This window comes from Pluralibacter sp., assembly GCF_019237635.1.
Classification (GTDB): domain Bacteria; phylum Pseudomonadota; class Gammaproteobacteria; order Enterobacterales; family Enterobacteriaceae; genus Enterobacter_B.
The window spans coordinates 1-21,848 of sequence record NZ_JAFAGS010000016.1 but is presented as its reverse complement, the minus strand read 5'-3'; the positions used below and the strand labels follow the sequence as shown (position 1 = coordinate 21,848).

At 56.8% G+C, this 21,848-nt stretch carries 23 protein-coding genes and 1 pseudogene; 3 read left to right on the top strand and 21 right to left on the bottom strand.

Going from position 1 to position 21,848, the window contains the following annotated elements:
- Positions 1–25: 25 nt before the first annotated feature.
- The 8 genes from glsA to glmS all read right to left on the bottom strand — a co-directional run bounded on the left by glsA (position 26) and on the right by glmS (position 8,770).
- Entirely contained in the window at positions 26–1,027 is a 1,002-nt protein-coding gene (gene glsA, locus JO226_RS02075) for a glutaminase A (protein ID WP_293481997.1), read from the bottom strand.
- Positions 1,028–1,080: 53 nt separating this feature from the next.
- Positions 1,081–2,373, bottom strand: a complete 1,293-nt coding sequence (locus JO226_RS02070) for a dicarboxylate/amino acid:cation symporter (protein WP_293481995.1) — start codon at positions 2,371–2,373, stop codon at positions 1,081–1,083.
- Positions 2,374–2,539: 166 nt separating this feature from the next.
- Positions 2,540–2,857, bottom strand: coding sequence for a DUF4387 domain-containing protein (locus JO226_RS02065; RefSeq protein ID WP_293481993.1), 318 nt, complete (start codon positions 2,855–2,857; stop codon positions 2,540–2,542).
- Complete coding sequence (locus JO226_RS02060; protein WP_293481991.1) at positions 2,854–4,224, bottom strand: acyclic terpene utilization AtuA family protein; 1,371 nt, start codon at positions 4,222–4,224, stop codon at positions 2,854–2,856. Before JO226_RS02060 ends, JO226_RS02065 begins: the two co-directional genes overlap by 4 nt.
- A 3-nt stretch (positions 4,225–4,227) precedes the next feature.
- Positions 4,228–5,469, bottom strand: a complete 1,242-nt coding sequence (locus JO226_RS02055) for a methylaspartate ammonia-lyase (protein WP_293481989.1) — start codon at positions 5,467–5,469, stop codon at positions 4,228–4,230.
- On the bottom strand, positions 5,469–6,914 hold the full coding sequence (locus JO226_RS02050) for a methylaspartate mutase subunit E (protein ID WP_293481987.1): 1,446 nt from the start codon (positions 6,912–6,914) through the stop codon (positions 5,469–5,471). Before JO226_RS02050 ends, JO226_RS02055 begins: the two co-directional genes overlap by 1 nt.
- 18 nt (positions 6,915–6,932) lie before the next feature.
- On the bottom strand, positions 6,933–8,321 hold the full coding sequence (gene glmL / locus JO226_RS02045) for a methylaspartate mutase accessory protein GlmL (protein ID WP_293481985.1): 1,389 nt from the start codon (positions 8,319–8,321) through the stop codon (positions 6,933–6,935).
- Complete coding sequence (glmS, locus tag JO226_RS02040; protein WP_293481983.1) at positions 8,321–8,770, bottom strand: methylaspartate mutase subunit S; 450 nt, start codon at positions 8,768–8,770, stop codon at positions 8,321–8,323. The genes glmL and glmS overlap by 1 nt, the downstream gene beginning before the upstream one ends.
- 512 nt (positions 8,771–9,282) lie before the next feature.
- On the opposite strand from glmS, the gene cobA reads away from it, so the two are divergent.
- Genes cobA through JO226_RS02025 form a run of 3 tightly spaced genes read left to right on the top strand, consistent with a single transcriptional unit; the run spans position 9,283 to position 11,801 of the window.
- Complete coding sequence (cobA, locus tag JO226_RS02035; protein WP_293481981.1) at positions 9,283–10,053, top strand: uroporphyrinogen-III C-methyltransferase; 771 nt, start codon at positions 9,283–9,285, stop codon at positions 10,051–10,053.
- Positions 10,054–10,078: 25 nt separating this feature from the next.
- Entirely contained in the window at positions 10,079–11,191 is a 1,113-nt protein-coding gene (cobD, locus tag JO226_RS02030; protein ID WP_293481979.1) for a threonine-phosphate decarboxylase CobD, read from the top strand.
- Complete coding sequence (locus tag JO226_RS02025) at positions 11,154–11,801, top strand: NAD(P)-dependent oxidoreductase (RefSeq protein WP_293481977.1); 648 nt, start codon at positions 11,154–11,156, stop codon at positions 11,799–11,801. The genes cobD and JO226_RS02025 overlap by 38 nt, the downstream gene beginning before the upstream one ends.
- Here JO226_RS02025 and JO226_RS02020 read toward each other — a convergent pair.
- The 13 genes and pseudogenes from JO226_RS02020 to JO226_RS01960 form a co-directional block, all read right to left on the bottom strand.
- Entirely contained in the window at positions 11,793–12,659 is an 867-nt protein-coding gene (locus JO226_RS02020) for an L-threonine kinase (protein ID WP_293481976.1), read from the bottom strand. The genes JO226_RS02025 and JO226_RS02020 overlap by 9 nt on opposite strands.
- 92 nt (positions 12,660–12,751) lie before the next feature.
- The gene (locus tag JO226_RS02015; RefSeq protein WP_293481974.1) at positions 12,752–13,966 is read right to left on the bottom strand and encodes an acetate/propionate family kinase; all 1,215 of its coding nucleotides are present in this window, start codon (positions 13,964–13,966) and stop codon (positions 12,752–12,754) included.
- Complete coding sequence (pduV, locus tag JO226_RS02010; RefSeq protein ID WP_293481972.1) at positions 13,951–14,403, bottom strand: propanediol utilization protein PduV; 453 nt, start codon at positions 14,401–14,403, stop codon at positions 13,951–13,953. Before pduV ends, JO226_RS02015 begins: the two co-directional genes overlap by 16 nt.
- A 4-nt stretch (positions 14,404–14,407) precedes the next feature.
- Positions 14,408–14,758, bottom strand: a complete 351-nt coding sequence (gene pduU, locus JO226_RS02005) for a propanediol utilization microcompartment protein PduU (protein ID WP_293482007.1) — start codon at positions 14,756–14,758, stop codon at positions 14,408–14,410.
- A complete protein-coding gene (pduT, locus tag JO226_RS02000) occupies positions 14,758–15,312 on the bottom strand; it encodes a propanediol utilization microcompartment protein PduT (RefSeq protein WP_293481970.1) in 555 nt (184 codons plus the stop codon). Before pduT ends, pduU begins: the two co-directional genes overlap by 1 nt.
- A gap of 2 nt (positions 15,313–15,314) precedes the next feature.
- Positions 15,315–16,670 carry a 4Fe-4S dicluster domain-containing protein gene (locus JO226_RS01995; RefSeq protein WP_293481968.1) on the bottom strand — a complete coding sequence of 452 codons (1,356 nt, stop codon included), beginning with the start codon at positions 16,668–16,670 and terminating at the stop codon, positions 15,315–15,317.
- Complete coding sequence (locus JO226_RS01990; protein ID WP_293481966.1) at positions 16,667–17,779, bottom strand: 1-propanol dehydrogenase PduQ; 1,113 nt, start codon at positions 17,777–17,779, stop codon at positions 16,667–16,669. Before JO226_RS01990 ends, JO226_RS01995 begins: the two co-directional genes overlap by 4 nt.
- Before the next feature lie 10 nt (positions 17,780–17,789).
- Positions 17,790–19,175, bottom strand: a complete 1,386-nt coding sequence (gene pduP / locus JO226_RS01985; RefSeq protein ID WP_293481964.1) for a CoA-acylating propionaldehyde dehydrogenase PduP — start codon at positions 19,173–19,175, stop codon at positions 17,790–17,792.
- A complete protein-coding gene (gene pduO, locus JO226_RS01980; RefSeq protein WP_293481962.1) occupies positions 19,172–20,179 on the bottom strand; it encodes a two-domain cob(I)yrinic acid a,c-diamide adenosyltransferase PduO in 1,008 nt (335 codons plus the stop codon). The genes pduP and pduO overlap by 4 nt, the downstream gene beginning before the upstream one ends.
- Before the next feature lie 9 nt (positions 20,180–20,188).
- Positions 20,189–20,464: a EutN/CcmL family microcompartment protein gene (locus JO226_RS01975; protein WP_293481960.1), complete on the bottom strand. Its 276-nt coding sequence runs from the start codon at positions 20,462–20,464 to the stop codon at positions 20,189–20,191.
- Between the two features lie 3 nt (positions 20,465–20,467).
- Positions 20,468–20,959 carry a microcompartment protein PduM gene (gene pduM, locus JO226_RS01970; protein ID WP_293481958.1) on the bottom strand — a complete coding sequence of 164 codons (492 nt, stop codon included), beginning with the start codon at positions 20,957–20,959 and terminating at the stop codon, positions 20,468–20,470.
- Positions 20,956–21,588: a phosphate propanoyltransferase gene (locus tag JO226_RS01965; protein ID WP_293481956.1), complete on the bottom strand. Its 633-nt coding sequence runs from the start codon at positions 21,586–21,588 to the stop codon at positions 20,956–20,958. The genes pduM and JO226_RS01965 overlap by 4 nt, the downstream gene beginning before the upstream one ends.
- A pseudogene (locus JO226_RS01960) lies at positions 21,588–21,848 on the bottom strand (microcompartment protein); the annotation flags it as partial. The pseudogene JO226_RS01960 and the gene JO226_RS01965, both read right to left, overlap by 1 nt.

The following is a 21,848-nucleotide window of genomic DNA, read 5'->3' as shown; positions in this document are numbered from 1 at the left end:
GGCATACCACCTGTCCGGCATTTGTTTACTGAGCCAGGAAGAGGTTGGCCTGCGTTGCATGAGCGACATACTCAATGGTCTGCTGGGCGCGAACGCTGTTACCCGCGGCATCCAGCGGCGGCGAATAGACGGCAATGGCGTATTGTCCCGGCACGACGGCAACCATCCCGCCGCCGACGCCGCTTTTCGCCGGAATACCGACGGTGTACAGCCATTTGCCGCTGCCGTCATACAGCCCGGCAATCGCCATTTCTGCCAGCACCTGCGGCACGTAGCGTTCATTCAGCAACTGCTTGCCGTTGAACGGTGATTTGCCCTTGTTGGCCAGCACCGCACCCATTTTCGCGAGCTGTTCAACGGTGATATCCACCGAGCACTGCCGGGTGTAGATTTCGACGGCTTCCTGCGTATCGCCATAGAAGCTGTTGTAAGACGCCATCAGCATCGCCAGCGCCTGGTTGTGCTGATTGGTCTCCATTTCCGATTTGAACACCGGCTCGTTAACGGTCAGCGAGGCGTCGGCCCAGGCGTTCAGGTTGTTGAGGATTTTGTTCCAGCGGTCGGTTTTATCTTTTGCCTCAATCAGGCTGACCGTGCTCATGGCGCCTGCGTTGACCAGCGGGTTTTCCGGCGCGCCTTTGGTGAGTTCCACAGCTAAGCCGGAGTTGAAGGGCAGGCCGGTGGCATTGGCGCCGAGTTTATCCAGCACCTCCTGCGGACCTCGCTGTTCCATCGCCAGCGCCATCGTGAACACTTTGCTCAGTGACTCCATCGGAAACGCTTTTTTCACGTCGCCGACCTGGTAAATTTTGCCGTCAACCGTGGCGATGGTGATGGCAAAATTGTTGGGACTATAGGTCGCCAGGGCAGGAATGTAGTCGGCGACTTTCCCCTCAAGGTTACCTTTATATTTCTGGTGCGCCTGCGCGATAAGCTGGGCGTAGTCCGGCGTGGGTTGCGCCAGCGTGGCGGCGCTAAACAGTAAACTGACGGATAAGAGGCTTACGCCGAAAATGTTTGTCTTCATGGGGCATCCTGTTCATCGGGAGACGAAAGGCCAACCTTCGTTGGCCTGTGTAATCAATACATGGCGATTTCAGTTTCGGTCGTCGCGCGCTCTTTGGCGGGCACTTTGCCACGGCAGCCTGCGCCGAAGTGTTCGCCTTCCCAGCGGCTGACAATCGCCGCGCCCATCGCGTTACTCATCACGTTGGTCGCGGAGCGGCCCATGTCGAGGAACGGATCGACGCCCATCAGCAGAATCAGACCCGCTTCCGGAATGTTGAACTGGTTAAGCGTGGCGGCGATAACCACCATCGAGGCGCGCGGTACGCCCGCCATCCCTTTGGAGGTCAGCATCAGGATAAGCAGCATGGTGATTTGCTCGCCCATGCTCAGTTCGATATTGCATGCCTGAGCGATAAACACGGTGGCAAACGAGCAATAGGCCATCGAACCGACCAGGTTAAAGGAGTAGCCGATAGGCAACACGAAGCTGGCAATCTTGGAGGAGACGCCAAATTTTTCCAGTTTGTTCAGCGTACCGGGGAAGGCTGCCTCTGAACTCGACGTGGTGAAGGCCAGCAGTGCGGGTTCTAAAATAGATTTCGTCAGACGGCTGATGCACGGACCGACAATCATCGTTGACAGGCCAATCAGGATGGCCCACAGCAGGCCCAGCGTCATGTAGAACTCGCCCATGAAGATACCGGCGCTGACCATCACGCCCAGACCACGTTCGGCAATCAGCCCGGAGATAGCGGCAAAAACGGTCAGCGGCGCAAACAGCATGACGTAGCCTGTCAGCTTCAGCATCACGTGCACCAGCGAGTCGAGCACTTTAACGATAGGCTCTGCTTTCTCGCCAATGGCCGCAAGGCTGCAGCCGAGGAAAATCGAGAACACCACGATTTGCAGAATTTCGTTACGGGCCATCGCGTCAACGATACTGGTTGGCACCGCGTGTGAGATAAACACTTTCAGCGTGAAGGGCTCGGACTGAACGGCCGCAACGGCTCCGGCATCATGGGCGACAAAGTTAATGCCCACACCTGGCTGGAAGATATTGACGATAACCAGTCCCAGCGCAATCGACAGCAGTGAGGCGCAAATAAACAGGAAGAACGTTTTAGAAAATATACGTCCCAACGTTTTTGCATCCCCCATTTTGGCGATGCCGACCACCAGGGTAGAAATAACGAGTGGGGCGATAATCATTTTTACCATGCGTAAAAATATGGTGGTAAAAATGGAAATGTCTTGTGCGTACGACTTTGCTGTATCTGCCGATGCCATATTGTTAATGACCACCCCGGCAATCATGCCAAGTATCAGGCCCAATATGATCATTTTGGTTAGACTTATTTTCTTCATGTTTACTCCATCGGATAAAGGTTGGTTCTTTAGGTGTAGGGTTGCGAACACCTGAGCCCGGATAGCAGCTCAGGTGCACGCCTGTTGTGACCAACCGTATGAATTATCTGGAATACAGTGATACAGCAAATATCTGTATGCCAATGGCGTTGTTGTATTGTTATTACTACAGGTCGAACTCAATATTTAATAGCGGCGCATGCTGCTGGGCACCATAAACATCATTGTCACCGACGTTGCCGGAGATAATATCGCGCGGCATGACGATTTTTACTGCATTTGCCGGGTCGAACCAGACAATACGATGAATAAAGTCAGGTTTGACATTATATAAGCTGGCAATAAGCTGCGGTGTTAACTGCTCCGAGGCTTTTACCCGCTGATAGTCTTCACGGGTTTTAAATAAAATATCTAAAACCAGTTCATACGGTCCGGCGTTTTTAGAACGAATCACCTGCGCCAGTGAGCAAATCGCGTGTTTCATGCCTGAACTCCTTCTGGCGTCACCTGCTCGATGTGGAAATCAAAACGCAGCGCGTCGCTCGCTTCAATCAGGTGGTAGATTGAGAACTCATACACCGGGCCGCTCTGAATGTCGGAGGGCGAGAACGGGAAGGCGAGGTTGCCCGCAGTCGCAATCCGGTTTTCATAGCCGTAGTGCAGCAGGGTAGAGCGCACCAGCGAACAGACGCTGTTGGCGATATCCTGCGTTGGCGCGACCACGTCCAGCAAAATGCCCAGCTCATGCCCGGCAGACTGCATCGGCTCATGGTTGCCCATCACGCCATTTTTCCCGTACAGGTGGAACGTCATGCGGATGCTGTCGTCATGCAGCGAGAGGTTACGCTTTACGCTGTCCTGGACTTCTTCGAGAATGTTATCGATCCCGGCAATCATGATCGGGTCGCGGGTTCCGGCGATGGTCAGGCAGCGGAAACCGACCTGACGCGCGCCTTCCAGTTTCAGCGCATACGGTGTCTCTTCGTGACGAGAACCGCTGACGTACACTTCGCCATCATTCACCGCCTTGAAGCTGCACCCTTTCAGGTTCAGTACGCCGCCGGGTCCCGGCAGGAAGTACGGATCGGACTTCTCATACAGGGTGTGCGCCGCGGCGGACGTTTCGGTGAATTTACGCTTCGGGTTGAATGTCTTGAGCGTAAAGCCGTGGTCGTCGATGATCCCCATCGCGCAGTCGGAACCGGACCCCGGCGTGGCGGCAATGGCCGCGCACTCCAGGATTTTGCCGCAGTGCAGCGCCAGACCTTCATCAAAGCCCTGCATGATAGGCAGCGCCGCGAAGCAGGCCGGGTCGTACGCGCGGCCGCCCAGCACCACCTGCGCACCGGCTTCCAGCGCCCGCTGGAAAGGTTCGACGCCCATCTGCGCAACGATGTAGGTGCTCTCTTCGATGGCCTCGTGGGTCAGTTCCGGGACAAAATCCAGCGCGGTGATTTTACCGTTATCCAGCGCCTGATGAACGATCGCCTTATCGACATCAGACGGGATAATTGCCATGGAGAATGACAGCTGCTCTTCCCGGGCAATCTCAAGGATTATCTGACGGCACCATTCCAGGTGCGGCGCGGCGCCGGAACCACCGGCGGTGCCGATCACCACCGGAATGTTGTTCTTAACGCCTGCCACTATCATATAACGCAGATCGCGTTTCACCCCGGCCCGGTCGGTGAAGGGTTTACCTGCCCCCAGGTAGTGAGGGCCTGGGTCGGACGAACCAGCGTCAACGGCAATAAGATCCGGTGACGCTTCCATGGCTTTACGAAAGCTCTCTTCCGGGAAGCCATAACCCAGGATTGCCGTTGGCGATAAGATCTTAAATGTACGGGCCATCTCTTAATCCTTAGTCTGCAACAGCGCGATGGTGCGGTTCATTTCGTTGAACACGATGTTAAGACCTTCGTCGAAGCCCATTCCCGGCTTGATCAGCATACGCATCGGGCGCGCGGCTAATGCGACGTGTACGCAGGTACGGGCGCTGATCTCGGTTTCGTTGCAGGTACCGCCCTGGTAGGCTTCCATGTCGTGTTTGTTGCAGTACAGTACGGCGTCAACGATGTTGTGAATACCGCCGAGATCCGGGGTCTTGATCTGCACCATGTGGCAGCTTTTGGCATCGGTGAAGTCGACGATGTCCTGATAGGTGTTGCACCATTCGTCAGCGACAATTTTCACCCCAGAGCCCAGACGGGTCAGCTCGTTGGTGATGGCGGTTAGCGCTCGGATCTGATCCGGTTTGTTACCGGCATCGACCGGGCCTTCAATGTACAGCGGCAGACCCTGCGCTTCTTTCTCCAGGCTGGCGATATACTCGGCGCAGCGCACCGGATCCATATCGAAAATCAGACCGATGGTGCCGTACACGTCAATGTGCAGCGTTGGGCGATACTGCGGGCTGGTGCGCAGGCTTAAGATGCGGTCGGATAGCCAGCGTACATACTCGCGCAGTTTTTCCCCTTTCAGGCCCAGCTTTTCTTCGACGTTATTGATCAGCGCATGCGGCAGCACGTCAACGCCTTTGAGGATCATCTTATCGACGGCGATATAGCGGTCGTCACCGCTCTGGCCAAATAATGGAATCGCTTCCGGTACGCGCGGCAAATGCCATTCATCGCACACCACCTCTGTTTTCAGGCGGCCGGTAGCCAGCGCGGTGGCGTCGAGCAGCGCCTGAGAAAGACCGTAACGCGCGGCGGTATGCAGCAGATTACCGTCGATACGCAGCTGGTCGAAGAAACGGGCGTTCGGCAGGAAGGTATCCACGTCGCGGCCTTCGAGCAGCGGTTTGATGTGGTCGTTAAGGAACGGGACAAAGTGCTCCGCGAGGAACAGCGGGTCGCGACCGCCCGCGCCGGAGTACTGTACGGCGGCGCAGTCGCCGACGGCGACCGCGCCATTTTCCAGAATCAGCTGGACACAAACGCATTCCCCTGCCTGGCGCACTGAGGTAAAGCCCGGCGTCACCGGCGTACCGGTATAAATGAATCCATCATGACCCGCGCCGTTTTTAATCGCCTGCTGATCGTCGAAATAGAATGAGGAGTAGCCAGCGGTGAAAAGGGCTTGTTTGATTTTCATTATGGTCTTCCTATTAATTTACTGTGGGATACTGCGTTGATGTCATCCACAACCATCTGGAATGAGGGTTTGCGTCCTTCAAACTGCGCGCGCTCGGCGACGTAATCGTGGTGCAGGGCGAGGATATCTTTCGGTAGCGGAACGGCGCCGGCTTCAAGAATGCGGATTGCCCCTGCGTTATCACGCACCGGCAGAATTTTGCCTGCGTTGCAGGAGGCCGGGGCAAAGGGGACGTCCAGCACACCGGCTTCAAATGCCAGCACCGTACCGCGGGCGATATCGCCGTTGCCCAGTTCGAAGACTTTCTTCAACACGGCGCGGACTTCGCTTTTAATCAGCTCGACTTCCTGATCGACGGCGGCGCACGGCGGGAATTTCTGGTCGCTGACCATGTTGAGCATCTGGCGCGACGCCTTCAGCCCCTGGGCGTTGGCGGCCGCCGTCGGAATACCGAAGGCTTCGTGCGGACTCTTGGTGATCACTTTGGTCGCCCCGGACATACCGGCCACCGCCGCGCCCCAGGAGATAATGGCGAAGGCTTTGGACTCGTCTTCCGGGAAGCCGCCCATCCACTGGTGGAAGACGGTGCTCAGTTCGTAATCATCGAAGCCGTAATTGTGGAAGTACTCGTGAGACAGCTCGCGCAGAGACTGGATCGCCGCGATATCCTGCGTCAGGCTGCCCACCTGGCCGTAACCGACGGTAATGGACTTCACGCCCTGTTCCAGTGCCAGCAGGCCTTCGATAATCGCCACCGAGTGAGACATAAACGGTGGGATCAGCGTGCCGGTCAGCGGGCCAAACGGCTCGCGGTTAATGCGGATGCCATGCTCTTCGTACAGCCCCATCAGCCGATCACAGTACTGCCAGTCGCGGATCGATTTTTCCAGGGTAACGCGTTTGGCGTAAGGAATGTTGTAGGAGATGCCGCCGCCTTCATAGCTGGTAAAGCCGCTGGCCATCGCAATTTCCGCCAGCAGGCGCGCATCCGGCGTACCGTGACGCACCTGGATCGGTTTCTCCAGCGCCTCGGTCATCCGGCGGCAGGCAGCAACGCCGTGGTTGACCACCGGCAGGCCGTTGAGCTTAGACGTGCCCGCTTCAATGGATTTTTGGATCCCCACCGCCGCTTCTTCATAACGGTTCAGGCGGGTATAGGCGTCGATGGTGCTGGGCAGCAGATCGCACTCGTCCTGCAACGTTTTGAGCAGGGCGATGTGTTCATCCATCAGCGCCACGCCGGCGCGCGGTTGGCTCAGCGTTTTACCTTCCTGGTCGGCCTTCAGTAGAGCGTGAGAAAAGCGTTTTTTCTCAGGAATGGTCTGCTGGTACTTCACGCCATCTTCGAAGTTCTCAACGTCCTTGCCGGTATGCCAGGTCTGCAATACCTGTTGCCGCTCGGTCATGAATTCGTCATGGGTTAGCTTTTTATTTCGAAGTTCCATTCGTTGCTGCCTTAGTTTTTATAGGGTTAAACAATGAATACTGGTGCGAGCCGCCGCCTGCGGGTACAGCCTGGCGACATTCGCCAGCAGAGGAAGCAGACCTTTTGAATCACGGTAATAGTCAAACTGGGTGGGTAAGAGAATGCGTCTGCCGTCGTCGTCCAGCTCGCGATATTTCAGCCAGTTATGGACGTCGAACTGGCTGGCGCGAGAGAGCCATCCACCGGAGCCGATCACTTTGCGCACGGTGGTCAGATCGCGTCCCATTTGTAAATCGACATTCCCCACGCAGGTACAAACCTGTTTTTTGGTACCGGCATGGCGTTCGCTGGCGTAGCCGACGCACAGCCCGGCCAGCACGGTATCGAAGTACTTCTCTTCTTCGCTGGTGGGCAGAGTGTCCGGGTGAGCGACCAGATGACGAAGGTAGCGATAAAAGGCTTCCTGGCGCTGAGGCTGGTGGGCGAACACCACGTTTACCAGTTCTTGGGTGCTTTCACCCACCACGGCGGCTGAGACGCGCATACCGAGGTCGCCCTCTACGGTGCGTTTAACAAACGGTTCCGGCACGCCGTGCAGCACCGTATCCGGCGAGAGGGTGTTGGCGCTGGCGGAATAGACGTCGGTGGTGGCGCCGCCCATATCGATCAGCATGAACTCCTTCCACGCGCTGTCGATTTCGCTGATGGTTTTCACCAGCTCGTAGACGGTCCACGGCGTCGGCATCGGCTCTTCACCGGTTTCATCGACGATAACGTCCAGCCCTTTGCCTTTCACAATGCGCGACAGAAAAACATCGCAGATGGCTTTGCGGGCGGCATACGGATTAGGGTGATCGAGATCGGGCAGAACGTTGTCGACCGTGACCAAATCTTTGTGGCCGAGAATGGTCTGCACATCGTCCTGAATGTCGCGGTTTCCAGCGTAGATTATCGCGCAATCCAGTTTTGACGCGGCCAGCGCATGGGCATTGGCGAGACCGTAGCTCTCTTCGCCGCCGTCCGTACCGCCGGTAAACAACAAGATGTCTGGCGGCGAGGCTTCCAGCTCCTGAATATCGTGACGGTTCAGTTTATACGAGTAGTACTGGGCGATTTTGGCGCCCGCCGAATGGGCGGTGACTTTTGCTGACTCCAGGGTTATCGAAGGCACCAGACCCATTGCGGCAACGGCGAGTCCACCTTTTGCCGATGAAGAGTATTTCAGCGTCACCTCTCCGCTTTTCAGTAACGGACGCGCATCGGCTACGTTCAACACCTGGTTCAGGCTGGCAAAAAAGCCCTCAGCCAGATGGTGGGTCGTCGTCGGCGTCAGAACGTGGTTTACCAGTGTGAGCGCCTCTCCCTCTGGTGCGAAGAGGGCGGCTTTGGTCCACGTCGAACCGATATCGACTGAGACGGTTTGCATCAGATGGCCTCTTCAAGACAACGCTGTTCGACGCCGTGGCGCTTACTGATGTCGTTCGCCATCAACTGGCAGACGTCTTCCAGGTCGTGGCTTGGGGCGAAGACGCGGTTGAAGCCCATCTCTTTGAATTTGGCTTCGACATCGGCAAAGTCATGCTTACCGACCACCAGGTTGCCACCGACAAAAAGCAAAATGTCGCCGATACCACGCTCGATGCAGCGCTCGCGCAGTCCCAGGCAGTCGATATCGCCATGACCGTAGATGGACGAAACGACAATAGCATCAGCACCCGTTTCGATGGCGGCGTCAATATATTCATCCTGGCTCACCATCACACCAAGATTGATTACGTGAAAATCATGGGCAGTAAAAACGCGGTCCAGAACTTTATTGCCTACCGCATGGCAGTCAGCACCAATGACGCCAATAACAAGTGTTGATTTCTTCATGGGTAATCCTCTGTAGGGCTGATAGTAAAAATACGATGTGCATTAAAAAACGGGTAATGCACTGATGGTCTGATAATGATGTTGGAGTTTCTTTGGAAGAGTAAAGGGAAGCAATTGATCTATTTTCAAAAAATCCTTCCCAAAATGATGATGTGAGACATGATTTATAAAAAATGTTTTAAATCAAGGTGTTGCCTGGTTGTCGTTTGCGTGTAATTATTGAGTTGTAAACACCTTTGGTAAAATTGCTTTTATATTTGTGATCAAGCGCCTGTTTTATTATTGGTGTGGGTGAGTGCAAGGTTATTTTAAGTATTGCTATCAGGTCAGTTATTGTCATCAGCGCAGGTGAAATCCTGTATTCGCTGTTTTATTGACATTGGTCATAAACTCCATTTGTAAAATTAATAAAGAGTGATAAACGCATCAAATTTTTGCCGCCTGGAGGGACTGTATAATTCGGTGTTGATTTTAATTAAGCAAAACTGAATATTTAAGCCGAGGATATAACGATGAGTGAAGGGAAAGTGTGGCTTGTTGGGGCGGGGCCTGGCGATGCGTCTTTGATTACGGTAAAAGGTCTGCACTGTATCCGCCATGCGGAGGTGATTGTTCACGATCGTCTGGTTAACCCCGAACTCCTGACACAAGCGCCAGCAAACTCTCTGATTATCGATGTGGGTAAAACCCCGAATCATCACCCGGTGCCTCAGGAGCAAATCAATGCATTGCTGGTCAAACACGCCAGGGATGGTCGGCAGGTTGTGCGCCTGAAAGGTGGCGATCCCTACGTTTTTGGTCGTGGGGGCGAGGAGGCGGAACAGTTGGCGAAAGAAGGTCTGGCGTTTGAAATTGTGCCTGGCATTAGCTCCGCCATCGGCGGGTTGGCCTATGCCGGGATCCCGGTAACGCACCGCCATTACGCTTCCAGTTTTCATATTGTGACCGGGCATTTATGCCAGGGGAACGATCCGCAAAACTGGCATGCACTGGCGCAAATCAACGGCACGTTGGTTATTCTGATGGGCATGACAAGGCTTACCGAAATCTGTCAGCAGCTTATCGAAGGGGGGATGTCAGCCGAGACGCCGGTGGCGGTGGTGATGTATGCCAGCCAGTCGCGCCAGCAAATCGCCAAAGGAACGCTGACCGATATTCACCTCGATGTCGAACGCCAAAAACTGCATGCTCCGGCCCTGATTGTCGTCGGCGGCGTCGTGAACCTGCAGGAGGTGCTGGCGTTTACCGCGTCGCAGGTAGCGCTGAATCAGGTTGAGGTCTGATGTTCGAGATGAGTGAGAGAAACACATGAGTGAGCATGGTGGTAACGTTGTAGAAACGGGGCTGCAGTTGGGGATTGATCCTGAGTTGCTGTTGGATTTTAGCGCGAATATCAATCCATTAGGGCTCCCTGAGCGCGTCAGGTCGCTCATTGTATCCCACCTGGATATCATCATGCATTACCCGGATGTTGAGTACCGTCATCTCCATCAGGCGCTGGCCTGTGCGAATCAGTGCGAGTATGACCAGACGATTGCCGGCAACGGCGAAACGGAGTTGATCTACGCTCTGGTGCGTACTCTCGCACCTCGCCGCGCGATGCTGCTTGTGCCTGGTTTTGCCGAATACCGTCGGGCTTTGCAGCAGCAGGGCTGCCACATCATCGACTATGCGCTGAACGAACGGGAAGGGTTCCAGGTGGATTCCGCCTTACTGGACGCCATTCGCACGCACAGGCCTGATTGCCTGTTTATTGCGACGCCTAATAACCCTACCGGATTAATGCCCGATGCCGGGCTTCTCGACCAGTTGGCCTCGCTTTGCGAAGCATTGCATATCGCGCTGATTGTGGATGAAGCTTTCATCGATTTTCTACCGCAGGGCTCAACGCTGGCGCCACGGCTGGCCGATTCACGCTATCTTTATCTGCTACGTTCCCTGACGAAATTTTTTGCCATTCCCGGACTGCGTCTCGGGTATCTGCTGAGCGGAAATACAGACACCATCCGCCAGTTGAAGCGCACCCGCGAACCCTGGTCCGTGAATGCCTTCTCTGCGTTAGTGGGGCAACATTTGCTGTCGGATGAGGACTACATCTCCCGCAGCCATGCATATATCGCCCGGCAGCGGGATTACCTGTGGCAGGCGATGACGCGCTTTTCGTCACTGGCGGTCTGGAAGCCTGAGGCTAACTTTATTTTCTTCCGCTGCCTTCGCCAGGACGTCAACCTGAAGACGGCGCTGTTAGGCCACCATATCCTGATTCGCCACTGCGAAAATTACCCGGGGCTTGATAGCACCTGGTACCGGATTGCCGTTCGTACCGAAGCGGAAAATAACCGGTTTATTGAGGCGCTCACGCACGTATTACAAGACGATGGCGATGGACTATTTCCCGATTTTTTGCAATCTGAAAGATAAACGCTGCCTGATCGTCGGCGGTGGGCAAGTGGCGACGCATAAGGCGCAAGGCCTGCTGGCGGCAGGGGCGGTGCTGCGTCTGGTTGCTCCCGACATCTCGACGGAGCTTGAACATCTGCGCGTACACCATGAGATAGAGTGGTACCCGGCATCTTTTTCACCGCAGCATCTGCAGTCGTGCTGGCTGGCGATCGCCGCGACAAACGACCCTCTGGTGAACCGCCAGGTTGCTGAAGCCGCCCATGCGGAACGTTTGTTTTGCAATGTGGTTGACGACCCTTCGGCGGCGTCTTTCATCACGCCAGCCATTATTGACCATTCGCCGGTGATGATTGCCTTGAGCTGCGGGGGGAACGCACCGGTGTACAGCAAAATCCTGAAAGCGCATGTCACACAGCACCTTCCGGCAGGCATGCGTGAGAAGGCGCTGCTGGCGGGAAACCTCCGCGAAAGGGTGAATCACGCGTGCAGCGATCGGGCGCGCAAGCGTGCATTCTGGACGGCGTTTTTCCAGCATGCGCCCCTGCAGCAGGCATTACAGCAGGAAAATTCGGTAGAGGTTACGCAGCAGGTGGAGTGGCTGATTCAGCACCGACTGCTTTCAGCGTAAGGTGACGCCGCCCTTGACCATCCGCAGCAGGTGTTGGTCAGGCCAGTGGCGGGCGAGCTGTTTCTTCGCTAACAGCCATTTCACATAGTCGACATCATCTTTGCGTCTGTCGAGCATCAGCCCCACGACGCTGCCGCTGTGCGCCACGTTCACGCCGTACAAATCGCACTCTTCCACCAGTGACAGCAGCGCATCAAAATCCGGTTTAGGCAACAGCGTCTGGCTGGCGATTGCGCTGAGCGTAGCGGCTTCTCCCATCCGGTATGGGTTGTTAGTCATGCAGGCTTCCTGCACTTTTTCCCAGGCGCGTTTCAGGGCGGGCGCACCGGCGTGTAACCCGGCCTGGCGTGGAATACGGTGATAATCCGCCGTGCGCAGCGTTTGCGGGCTTTCGAGCACCAACAGGTCGAGCTCAGGCTGCGCGTCGCAGGCGATCTGCGTAGAGGCATCGTTATGATCAAACAGAGTCAGCTGGCGAAACACGGTACTGTCGGTGGGCTCCAGCGAAACGCAAAGCGCGGCAAGCGTGCTTTCATTCAACTGATGTCCCAGATGGTGGGCGGTGGCAACGGCGGTAGCGGCGATATCCGCCGTGCTGCTGGCCATTCCTTTGGCAACCGGGATAGTCGAATGGACATCAATGCGAATTTCCTGACTCAGAGGTGCCGGGTAGTCCCAGTGTTGCAACAACCGCTCGACCATCGCGCGTGACAGCGGGCGTTCATCCGCCAGCGGCGAGCCGCGGCTGACCTCAACGGTGCTGTACCATTCGACAGGGCAGGAGACGAGTTTTTCACTGCCCAAAATCCAACCCTGGATAAGTTCTCCGCATGACGCGGGGCATTGCGCAACAGCCACGTTCCCACCTTTCTGGTCAGCAATTCTCGGCGCATAGTGTCATGACGATCGCGTTATTACCATGATTTGCCGCAATTTGCCGTACGGCAATGTCAGGCCGAAACGTGCTGGGTCACAGTTTCTGTCAGGGCAATACGCATCACGTCTCTGGCAATCATTAACTCTTCATTGGTATTAATGACCGCGACTTTAACCATCGCATTTTCAGCCTGAATAAAGGTAGCGTTACGTTGGTTTTTCTCGTCGTCGACGATCAACCCTAAAAAGTGCAGATTATGGCAGATAGCTGCCCTGGCGCGCGCGGAGTTCTCCCCAATACCGCCGGTGAAAACCAGCGCATCCAGGCCGCCCATTTGCATGATATAGCTGCCGATAGTGGCGCGAATGCGTTCGGCAAACAGCGTAAGGGCAAGCTTTGCCTGAGGGTTTCCGCGCTCTGCGGCCTGTTCCACATCGCGGTAATCCGGCGATACACCGGAAACCCCCAGCAACCCTGACTCATTGTTTAGCAACTGATTGAGCTGCTGAGGTGTTTTACCTTCGTGCAGGGCGACCCACGGCAGAATGGAGGGGTCGATATCACCGCTACGGGTGCCCATCATCACACCGGACTGGGGCGTGAACCCCATAGAGGTATTGACCGACTGACCGCCCTTGATGGCGCAAATGCTGCTGCCGTTGCCCAGGTGACAACACACGACGCGCAGCGCGCTAAGCGGCACCCCTAACTTTTCGGCGAGCGTCGCGCTGACATATTTGTGGCTGGTGCCGTGAAACCCGTAGCGACGAATGCCCAGCTCCGCGTAGTAGCGCCACGGCAGAGGGTAGATATAGGCGGGTTCTTCGAGCGTCTGATGAAAAGCGGTATCAAAAACGGCGACGGCGGGAGCATCCGGCAACAGCTGACGAAATACGCTGATACCCAGGGCGTTAACCGGATTGTGCAGCGGCGCCAGTTCGGCAAGGCGTTCAATTTGCGCTAACGTTTCGTCGGTGACGCGCACGGAATCTTTAAATATTTCGCCGCCATGCGCCACGCGATGACCCACACCGTCGATCTCCTGCAGACTCTTGATAATGTGATAGCCCGGCAGTTTCTCCAGTAACAGCGTTACCGCCTCGCGATGATCGGCGATGGGGAGTCTCTCCTGCCATTTCTGTGCTGGCGTTTTCAGCGTTATCCGCGCATCCGGCATCCCAATACGCTCAACAAGCCCCTGGCAGAGCGTATTCCCCTGCGGCATGGTCAGTAGCTGAAACTTCAGGGAGGAACTACCCGCGTTGATGGCCATTATTTTGTAAGACATGAGGGCTCCTCGGCATTCAGAAAGGCGAACATTTCGTCGAGTCCGGCGTTCGTGAGCGCGCTGGTGATGATGACTTTTTCCGCACCGGCCTGCGTCAACCAACCTGCAACCACGGAAATACGCTGCGCGTTGGCTAAATCCGCTTTGGTGATCAGACCAATCACGGGTCGATTCATCGGCCCGGTAAACCCGGGAGCGAAAGGCGACCAGGGCGCATCCGCGCTCAGCACCAGGGCAATAACATCCGCCTCACAGGCGCTGACCAGCAGCGCGCTGTACAGGCAGCGGTTCTCAAGATATTCGCCGGGGGTGTCGATAGTGGCGGGCGACCAGGTGATCGCCTGCGTTTTCTGATAGTGCAGCGTTTCCCCGCGCATACACTGGGTGAGCGATGTCTTTCCACACTGGCTGGGCCCCACTAACATCATGCGTTTCATGATGTTATGTCCGTGTGATGGGGCAGGAGGTGAAGCGCATCATTTCACCCAGCGTGCGGGTCACCTGCTTTAGCGCATACTCGACCGCAGAGACATCGCCCGTCAGCACCACCGCGCCGGTGAAACGGTCGAGAAAACCTATCTCCACAGCGCCTGACTTGGTGGCAATATCACAGGCGATAATAGCGGCTTCACTGGGCGTAATGGTCAGGATGCCAATGGCGGAAACGGTATCCTGCAAGCCCAGTTTTTTAAACAGATCCTTACCCGGATTGGCAATCAGGTGCGCCAGCGTGACCTGTTTACCTGGAACATATTCCTGGATCATGCGATCCGTCGTCGGCTGTCTGTCCATCATCCCTCCACCATCTGACGCCACATCGCTTCATGCGGACGTGGAATCACGGCGCGAGAGACCAGCAAACCTTTTTCACCCGCATTTTCGCTGGCGACGGTCACGGCATTGTTCACATCAGAGACCTCTCCGGCGACCACCATGTAGCATTTTCCGCCAATGCCGAACGCCATATGCACACGCACCAGCGTGACGTTTGACGCTTTTACCGCGCGGTCCGCCGCGCTGATGCAGGCCGCCACGCTCCAGGTCTCGACGACCCCCACGGCCTGACGCTGGTCAACGCTGTTCAGACCGCTGATTGCCGGCAGCACGCTGGCATGGATATTGGGCAACACCAGACTGTCGACAAGCATCTCCCCGGCAAGCGAGGTCCCGGTTTCAATCGCCTGCTGGACTGCGCCGACATCGCCTCCCAGCATCAGCAGAAACTTACCCGGACAGATTGTTTTGCTGACCAGCATGGCCACATTCGCGCTTTTCAGCATGGCATCGCCGGTTTCCATCCCTTTGGCGATGCTGGTGAGTTCTAAAATACCTATAGCCTGAGACATGGTTAACCCCTTACAACGGTGATGGCCTGTTCCGTCACGTCACTGACAACACCGTCAATGCTGGCGTGAACCGGCGCGCCTAACGCATTCGGCGGGATATCGGCAACGCATTGACCACGCACGACGCGATCGCCTGCTTGCACGCAAGGATTGGCGCGCACGCCAATATGCTGGCGCAGCAGCAGCGTGGTTCTTTCGGTGGTGAATTCGACATCTGAGAGCGGCGCTTCCTGATACCACGGGCCGAGCCCCAGTTTGGCGATCAGACGCTTCACCGGGATGAGACGGTATTTCGCCATCTCATCGGCAGGATTCAGCGGTCCTTCATAGCGTTGGTTCTGCGCCCGAAGCTCGCGTTTAAGCATGCGGTTAATGCGCATCGGTGAGATGCCGACCGGGCACGCCACGCTTTCACAGACGTTGCACTCCGAACAGGTCAGCGCGCTTCGCAACAGCTGTGGCGTGGCGGTATGCTGGAAGTTGACGGCGCGTACCAGTAAGTGTGGTGACAGTTCGTGGCCGATGAGATGCCGCGGACAGAGGTCGGTGCACAGACGGCACTGTTCGCACACGGTTCTGGCCACGGACAGTACGGTGCGTTCATCCTGCATCCTGCGTTGAATCAGCGGGTGGGATGTCGGCAAAACCAGCAGACCGCCGGTTGTTTTCGTCACTGGACTCTCCAGCGAAGCGATAAGGCCGCCCATCATCGGTCCACCGTTGATAAATCCGGGAGCGTCGATCGTCGCGCCGCCCGCCAGCGCCAGGACTTCGCGCAGGGGCATGCCGATGGGCACAGTCAGCGTTAGCGGCTTCGCCACCGCACCGTTGACGGTCAGCGTCCGGCGCGTCACCGGATACTGCTGCTCAACGGCTCTGGCGATATTGAGTACGGTCTGAACGTTATTCACCACCACGCCGACGCTGACAGGGAGCGCAGCGGGCGGCACGCGACGACCCGTCGCCATCCAGATGGTCAGCACTTCATCCCCCGCCGGGTACACGTCAGGCAGGATGTGCAGCCTGACTGTGGAGGGTAATAGCGGGGTTAAGGCTGCAATCGCAGATTGATATTTTTCTTTGAGCGCAATGATACCGACACGGGCACCGGTTGCTTGCATTGCATACTGCACGCCGCGAATCAGGCGCGCAGCCTGTTGAACTATCAGTTGCTGATCGACCTTCAGCATCGGTTCGCACTCGGCGGCGTTGACCAAAAAGGTATCGACCTGTGCCTGCAACTTAACGTGCGTCGGAAACCCTGCGCCTCCGGCACCAACCACGCCTGCCGCGCGAACAGCATCACGGATGGTCTGCGCATCATCGCAATGAGAGTCAGTATTCAGCGCCGTCTTCATAACAGCTCCTCAAGCAGTTCCGCAATGGCGTCCGCATCCGCCATCCGGGGATTGGTTTTTAGCGTCACGTCCGCCAGCGCCGCCTGACTCATCGCCGGTATTCGCTGCGACCAGTTCTGCTTTGCCTTTTCTAGCGTGTTGGAAAGCGTTGGGATCGCGCATGCTTTTTTAAGCTGCTCGATATGCCGGATAAGCGCATTGATGCTGGCCGTGTCGTTGGTGGTGTCCGGACACAGGTGGCAGGCTTTGGCGAACCGGGCATAACGTTTTGCCGCACGCGGATCGTGGCTGTTAAAACGGATCACCGGCGCGAGCAGCAGGGCGTTCGCCAGACCATGAGGCAGATGAAACTGACCGCCCAACTGATGGGCAATCGCATGATTGAGCCCAAGCCCCGCCTGACTAAAGGCCATCCCGGCAAGCGTGGCGGCATTGTGCATTTTGCTCCGCGTTGCAAGACAATCACCTTTGCGTACCGCTACGGGGAGATACTGGAAAACAAGTTGAGCGGCCTTCTCTACCAGCGCGTCCGTGAAGTCGCTGGCGCGCGAAGAGACATACGCTTCGAGCGCGTGCGTCAGCACGTCCATGCCGGTATTGGCGGTAATAGCGGGCGGGACGCTGACCACCAGCATCGGGTCGAGGATTGCCATGTCCGGGTACAGCGCATTGTTAAACAGCGGGTATTTAATCCCCTTGTCCGGATCGCTGATGACGCAGGCGCTGGTGACTTCTGAACCCGTACCGCTGGTGGTGGGAATTGCCACGCAGGTTTCGATTTCGACGCCAGACTGGCGGCTGAACCAGACAATCGCTTTGGCCGCGTCAAGCGCCGACCCGCCGCCAAAGCCAATCACCACGTCGGGACGCAGGGACTGCATCTGCGCAATGCCCTGAACCACCGTGCCAATCGTGGGGTCCGGCGTGATTTCGCTGAATATGCTGATGCGATTATCGGCTGGCAGCGCAGCGCGCAACGTGTCGATAAGTGAAGATCGCGCCAGAAATCCATCGCAGATAATCCAGATATGCTTATTCGTAAAGCGGTCCAGCGCCTTCAGGCTTCCCGGCCCGCTGTACAAACGGGTTTGCAGTGAAAAGGTTTTCATCACGACCTCGTTAGCGGATTGAGAAACCGTTCGTCAGCACGCAGCGTCGGGAACGGGCAAAGGTTCGCGCTGAAGTAGTGCCTTCGCCGGTGGGTGTGGCGATGGTGAAGGTGGTGAAACCTTCGCCGCCGACGCCAATGCCCGCCCAGGACGGACCGTTTTTCACAAAAATGGAGGTTTGCAAGGCGCGGGCGGCCAGATTCAGACGAGAGACGTTTTGCGAGTGCATGATGGCGGTGTGGTGCAGACCTTCCTCGACCTTCAGCGCCAGCGCGAGCGCACTGTCAAAATCCGGCACGCTAACCACCGGCAACATCGGCATCAGTTGTTCGCGGGTGACCCAGGGATCGTCAGCATTCACCACGGCAATAAGCAAGCGCGGCGCTGTTGCCGGAACGATGATTCCGGCAGCTTCAAGCAGGGCTGATGGGCTTTTGCCGACCAGTCGCTTATTCGCGAGGCCTTCGGGCAGGCAGACCGCGCGCAGCTTGTCCGTTTCTGCCGGGTCAAGCAGCAGCGCGCCAAAGCTCTGCATTTGTTGAATTAGCTTCTCTGCGACCGACGCAACGACAATCAGGCTTTTTTCGGCAATACAGGGCAGGTTGTAATCAAATGACGCACCGTTAATGATATCTTCCGCTGCTTTCACCAAATCAGCCGTTTCATCGACGATGCACGGTGGATTACCCGCGCCCGCGCCAATCACCTTTTTACCGCTCTTCATCCCCATCGCCACAATGCCTGGGCCTCCGGTAATCGCCAGGACGGCAATTTTCGGATGCGCCATCATCTGCTGGGTGGCCTCAAACGTCGGTTCAGCCACGGTGACCACCAGGTTGCGAATACCGCAGCAGCGGAAGGCGATATCGTCGATCATCGCAATCAGTTTGAGTGACACCACTTTTGCGCCTGGGTGTGGGCTGAAGTAAACGGTGTTGCCAGCAGCCAGCATGCTGATGCTGTTGTTAATGATGGTTTCCGTCGGGTTCGTGCTCGGCGCCACGGCGCCAATCACCCCAAACGGCGAGTACTCAAACAGCACCATCCCGCCGTCGCCAGTCAGGGCGGTGGTGGTTAAATCTTCGATTCCCGGCGTGTTATCCAGTGCCGCTTTATTTTTAAGAAACTTGTCCTCTTTGTTGCCCATTCCCGTTTCCGCCGCGCTTTCTGCCGCCAGCGTCTGGAGCTGAGGCGCCAGTTCGTCCCGAATGGCGCGGATGATGGCGCTGCGGGTTTTTAGTGGGCACTGCTGATAACGTAAGAACGCCTGGTGGGCGGCATCGACTGCCTCGTCAACGGACGGAAAAATACCGTTCCCTGCCGCTTCCGCTTTAGCGGGAGCCAACCGTTCGTTCAAAATGCTACGGATGAGGGTTTCCAGCTCAGAAGTTTTCATTGATGTATTTCCACGTTAATTGCCGCCATGGCGGCCTGTGCAATGTCCATGTCCTGTTCAACGCTTCCGCCGCTGATACCAAGACCCCCAATGAGTAATCCGTCACGCCACAGCGGGTAGCCGCCGCCAAAGGTGACCACTTTTCCCTGCATATGACTTTCCAGCCCGTACAGCGGCGCTCCTGGCTGTACGGCGAAAGCGAGTTCATGCGTCGCTGTTTTCATCGCTACGGCGGTCCATGCTTTCTTGGGGGCCAGTTCACTGCTAACCAGCAATGCGTCCGGCATTCGCCACGTCACGGTTGCAGTACCGTTGGTATCCACGATGCTGATGACGACAGGCACCTGTAATGCCTGTGCCCGTTCCACGGCAGAACGGGTTAACTGATGGAGATCCTGAAAAGAGAGCGCCATAGCGGGTTCCTTTGCGCAGGGAGAGTGCGCCGACGCCAGATAACGCGTTGTCACTTCCTGAATAAGGTTGTTCTGGTGAGCATCGCTATCTTCAGCGCGCGCCAGCGCATACAGGCAATCGGAGAGTCGGTTGATGTAGCGCATTAATTCATGCCTGACGGGCACGCTTGCACTGAGTTCTACCAGACGCCGCTCGGCCCGGCGGGCCAGCGTGCGGGCGAAATGCAGGCGGCTTGCGGCCTCTGAGCGGCCGGGCAGAATAAAACTGCGCAGCGGCGCCACGCGGCCCATGGCGATATCAATCGCCGCTTCCAGCGCGGTTATCTGTTCTGCGCTGATGATGCGCTGCTCCGGCGCAGACACAGGTTCTGCGCAGGCCAATTCGGCGCTGCACCAGAATATCTGCTGCTGGATAGACTCCAGCAGCGCGCGATGCGGCTCGCCGGTTATGGCGCAGATGCACAGGCTCAGGGCGGCATTGAGTTCATCCAGCGTTCCATAGGCTTCAACGCGCGGATGTGTTTTGCTGACGCGCTGCCCGCTGAAAAGGGCCGTGGTGCCTGCGTCGCCTGTACGCGTATAAATCGCCATCACTCCTCCTTAGCAAGAAAGTGAGTCGACAATGCCGACGACGGCTAAGTCAATGGCCTCATTCGGCCCGGAAAACACGTGCCTGGCGCTGGAACCGCTGCTGAGTAACACCAGCTCACCGACACCAGCGCCGACCGAATCAACCGCGACGTCGTCTCCGGTTGTTGGATTGGCCGGAAGCTCTCCGTCGGCACTCACCCGACGCACCAGCAGCAGTTTTTTCCCTACCAGAGAGGGGGATTTTTGCGTGGATACCACCGCGCCTGTAACGCGAGCAAGATGCATGGTTTACTCCTGCGTAATGAGTTGGAGATGTCGTGAACTCGCCGCTTCGCGGGCAAGGGCGGTAACAACGCATCGGCGAGGTAGCACCAGCACGCCGCCGCGAAGGCGCGCGACATCGGCGTAACTTAACAGCCGGACTGGATGCAGAAGAACGGTCTGTCCCCGCTCGTCGCTGAAGGTCAGAGGCAAACGGGCCAGCTTTTTCACCGGCAGCGCCGGCAGTAACCGACGCTGGACGGATAGCTGTATGCAGACGCCCCATGCCAGCGCTTCATGAATGGCGGTCGCGGTTTTATCTGACGAACCGGGTTGGGCAATCTGCTCCAGCAGCGGTAGATCAACCTGCAGAATTCGCAGGGTGGCATACTGGCAAAACAGGGTTTGAAGATTCGCTTCCCGCAGTTGCCCGAGGCTTATCGTGACCGAGCTTCGCGCACGACGTTGCAGGCGGGAGATGACCTCCTCAATGATCTGTTGCAATCGTTCGCCGTTCATCGCGTTGTTACCAGCGTCGCAAAGGCCTGCGGGTTATCGGCTCCCGCCGCATTGGCCTCATCGGTATCGATATGCATCTCAAGACGCATATCTGGCGAGACGCGCACGGCGACGTTATCGAAAATCAGCCGCCGAGCGTCGCCTTCAATGGCAACAGAAACGCTGTCTCCGTGGGCAACGCGCAGGATTAGCGCATCCAGCGGAGACATATGTAGATGGCGCTGGGCGACAATCACGCCGGATGTTAAATCCAGCTCGGCGTACGGGCTGATAAGGCGTACGCCCGGCGTGCCGCTGAGATTGCCGGACATCCGCAGCGGCGCGGCGATGCCTAATGTTCTGGCGTCTGTCCGGGAAATCTCAACCTGGCTTACGTTACGCAACGGTCCCAGCAGGCGAACGTTTTTTAACTCTCCCCTCGGGCCCGCCAGGGTGACGGTTTGGTCCGCCGCATATTGCCCGGGCTGCAGCAGCGCTTTTTTTTCGCTAATGGGCTGGTCTGGAAAAAGGCGCGCATAGTCCTTTGCGCTGAGATGGATATGGCGGCTGGAAACGCCCAGTGGAATAGGGCGCTTGCGCATTTCATCCAACACTTTACTGACCGTCGTCTCCAGAAGCTGTTTATCCATTACGCTTTACCTCGTTTCCCTGAATGCAGGCAGAGTGACCGGGGCTCGCCTTTTTGACGCGTGCAGGCCGGATCCAGACACAGGTTGCAGATGGCAACCCGCTCCTCAGGCTCTGTATCCGGCACGAACGCGTCGACAACGATGCCCGCTTCAGGAGGCCGGGACAGGACGGGTGAAGGTTCAGTCACCGTCGCACGGGAAAAAATCCCCTCTCCAGGTCTGGCGATAACCTTTTGCGCCACCAGACCACTCTGCAGGTC

Bases quoted from the DNA above. Each gene is read 5' to 3' on its own strand.
- glsA (WP_293481997.1), bottom strand. From the start codon at position 1,027: ATGAAGACAAACATTTTCGGCGTAAGCCTCTTATCCGTCAGTTTACTG.
- JO226_RS02070 (WP_293481995.1), bottom strand. From the start codon at position 2,373: ATGAAGAAAATAAGTCTAACCAAAATGATCATATTGGGCCTGATACTT.
- JO226_RS02065 (WP_293481993.1), bottom strand. From the start codon at position 2,857: ATGAAACACGCGATTTGCTCACTGGCGCAGGTGATTCGTTCTAAAAAC.
- JO226_RS02060 (WP_293481991.1), bottom strand. From the start codon at position 4,224: ATGGCCCGTACATTTAAGATCTTATCGCCAACGGCAATCCTGGGTTAT.
- JO226_RS02055 (WP_293481989.1), bottom strand. From the start codon at position 5,469: ATGAAAATCAAACAAGCCCTTTTCACCGCTGGCTACTCCTCATTCTAT.
- JO226_RS02050 (WP_293481987.1), bottom strand. From the start codon at position 6,914: ATGGAACTTCGAAATAAAAAGCTAACCCATGACGAATTCATGACCGAG.
- glmL (WP_293481985.1), bottom strand. From the start codon at position 8,321: ATGCAAACCGTCTCAGTCGATATCGGTTCGACGTGGACCAAAGCCGCC.
- glmS (WP_293481983.1), bottom strand. From the start codon at position 8,770: ATGAAGAAATCAACACTTGTTATTGGCGTCATTGGTGCTGACTGCCAT.
- cobA (WP_293481981.1), top strand. From the start codon at position 9,283: ATGAGTGAAGGGAAAGTGTGGCTTGTTGGGGCGGGGCCTGGCGATGCG.
- cobD (WP_293481979.1), top strand. From the start codon at position 10,079: ATGAGTGAGCATGGTGGTAACGTTGTAGAAACGGGGCTGCAGTTGGGG.
- JO226_RS02025 (WP_293481977.1), top strand. From the start codon at position 11,154: ATGGACTATTTCCCGATTTTTTGCAATCTGAAAGATAAACGCTGCCTG.
- JO226_RS02015 (WP_293481974.1), bottom strand. From the start codon at position 13,966: ATGTCTTACAAAATAATGGCCATCAACGCGGGTAGTTCCTCCCTGAAG.
- pduV (WP_293481972.1), bottom strand. From the start codon at position 14,403: ATGAAACGCATGATGTTAGTGGGGCCCAGCCAGTGTGGAAAGACATCG.
- pduU (WP_293482007.1), bottom strand. From the start codon at position 14,758: ATGGACAGACAGCCGACGACGGATCGCATGATCCAGGAATATGTTCCA.
- pduT (WP_293481970.1), bottom strand. From the start codon at position 15,312: ATGTCTCAGGCTATAGGTATTTTAGAACTCACCAGCATCGCCAAAGGG.
- JO226_RS01995 (WP_293481968.1), bottom strand. From the start codon at position 16,670: ATGAAGACGGCGCTGAATACTGACTCTCATTGCGATGATGCGCAGACC.
- JO226_RS01990 (WP_293481966.1), bottom strand. From the start codon at position 17,779: ATGAAAACCTTTTCACTGCAAACCCGTTTGTACAGCGGGCCGGGAAGC.
- pduP (WP_293481964.1), bottom strand. From the start codon at position 19,175: ATGAAAACTTCTGAGCTGGAAACCCTCATCCGTAGCATTTTGAACGAA.
- pduO (WP_293481962.1), bottom strand. From the start codon at position 20,179: ATGGCGATTTATACGCGTACAGGCGACGCAGGCACCACGGCCCTTTTC.
- JO226_RS01975 (WP_293481960.1), bottom strand. From the start codon at position 20,464: ATGCATCTTGCTCGCGTTACAGGCGCGGTGGTATCCACGCAAAAATCC.
- pduM (WP_293481958.1), bottom strand. From the start codon at position 20,959: ATGAACGGCGAACGATTGCAACAGATCATTGAGGAGGTCATCTCCCGC.
- JO226_RS01965 (WP_293481956.1), bottom strand. From the start codon at position 21,588: ATGGATAAACAGCTTCTGGAGACGACGGTCAGTAAAGTGTTGGATGAA.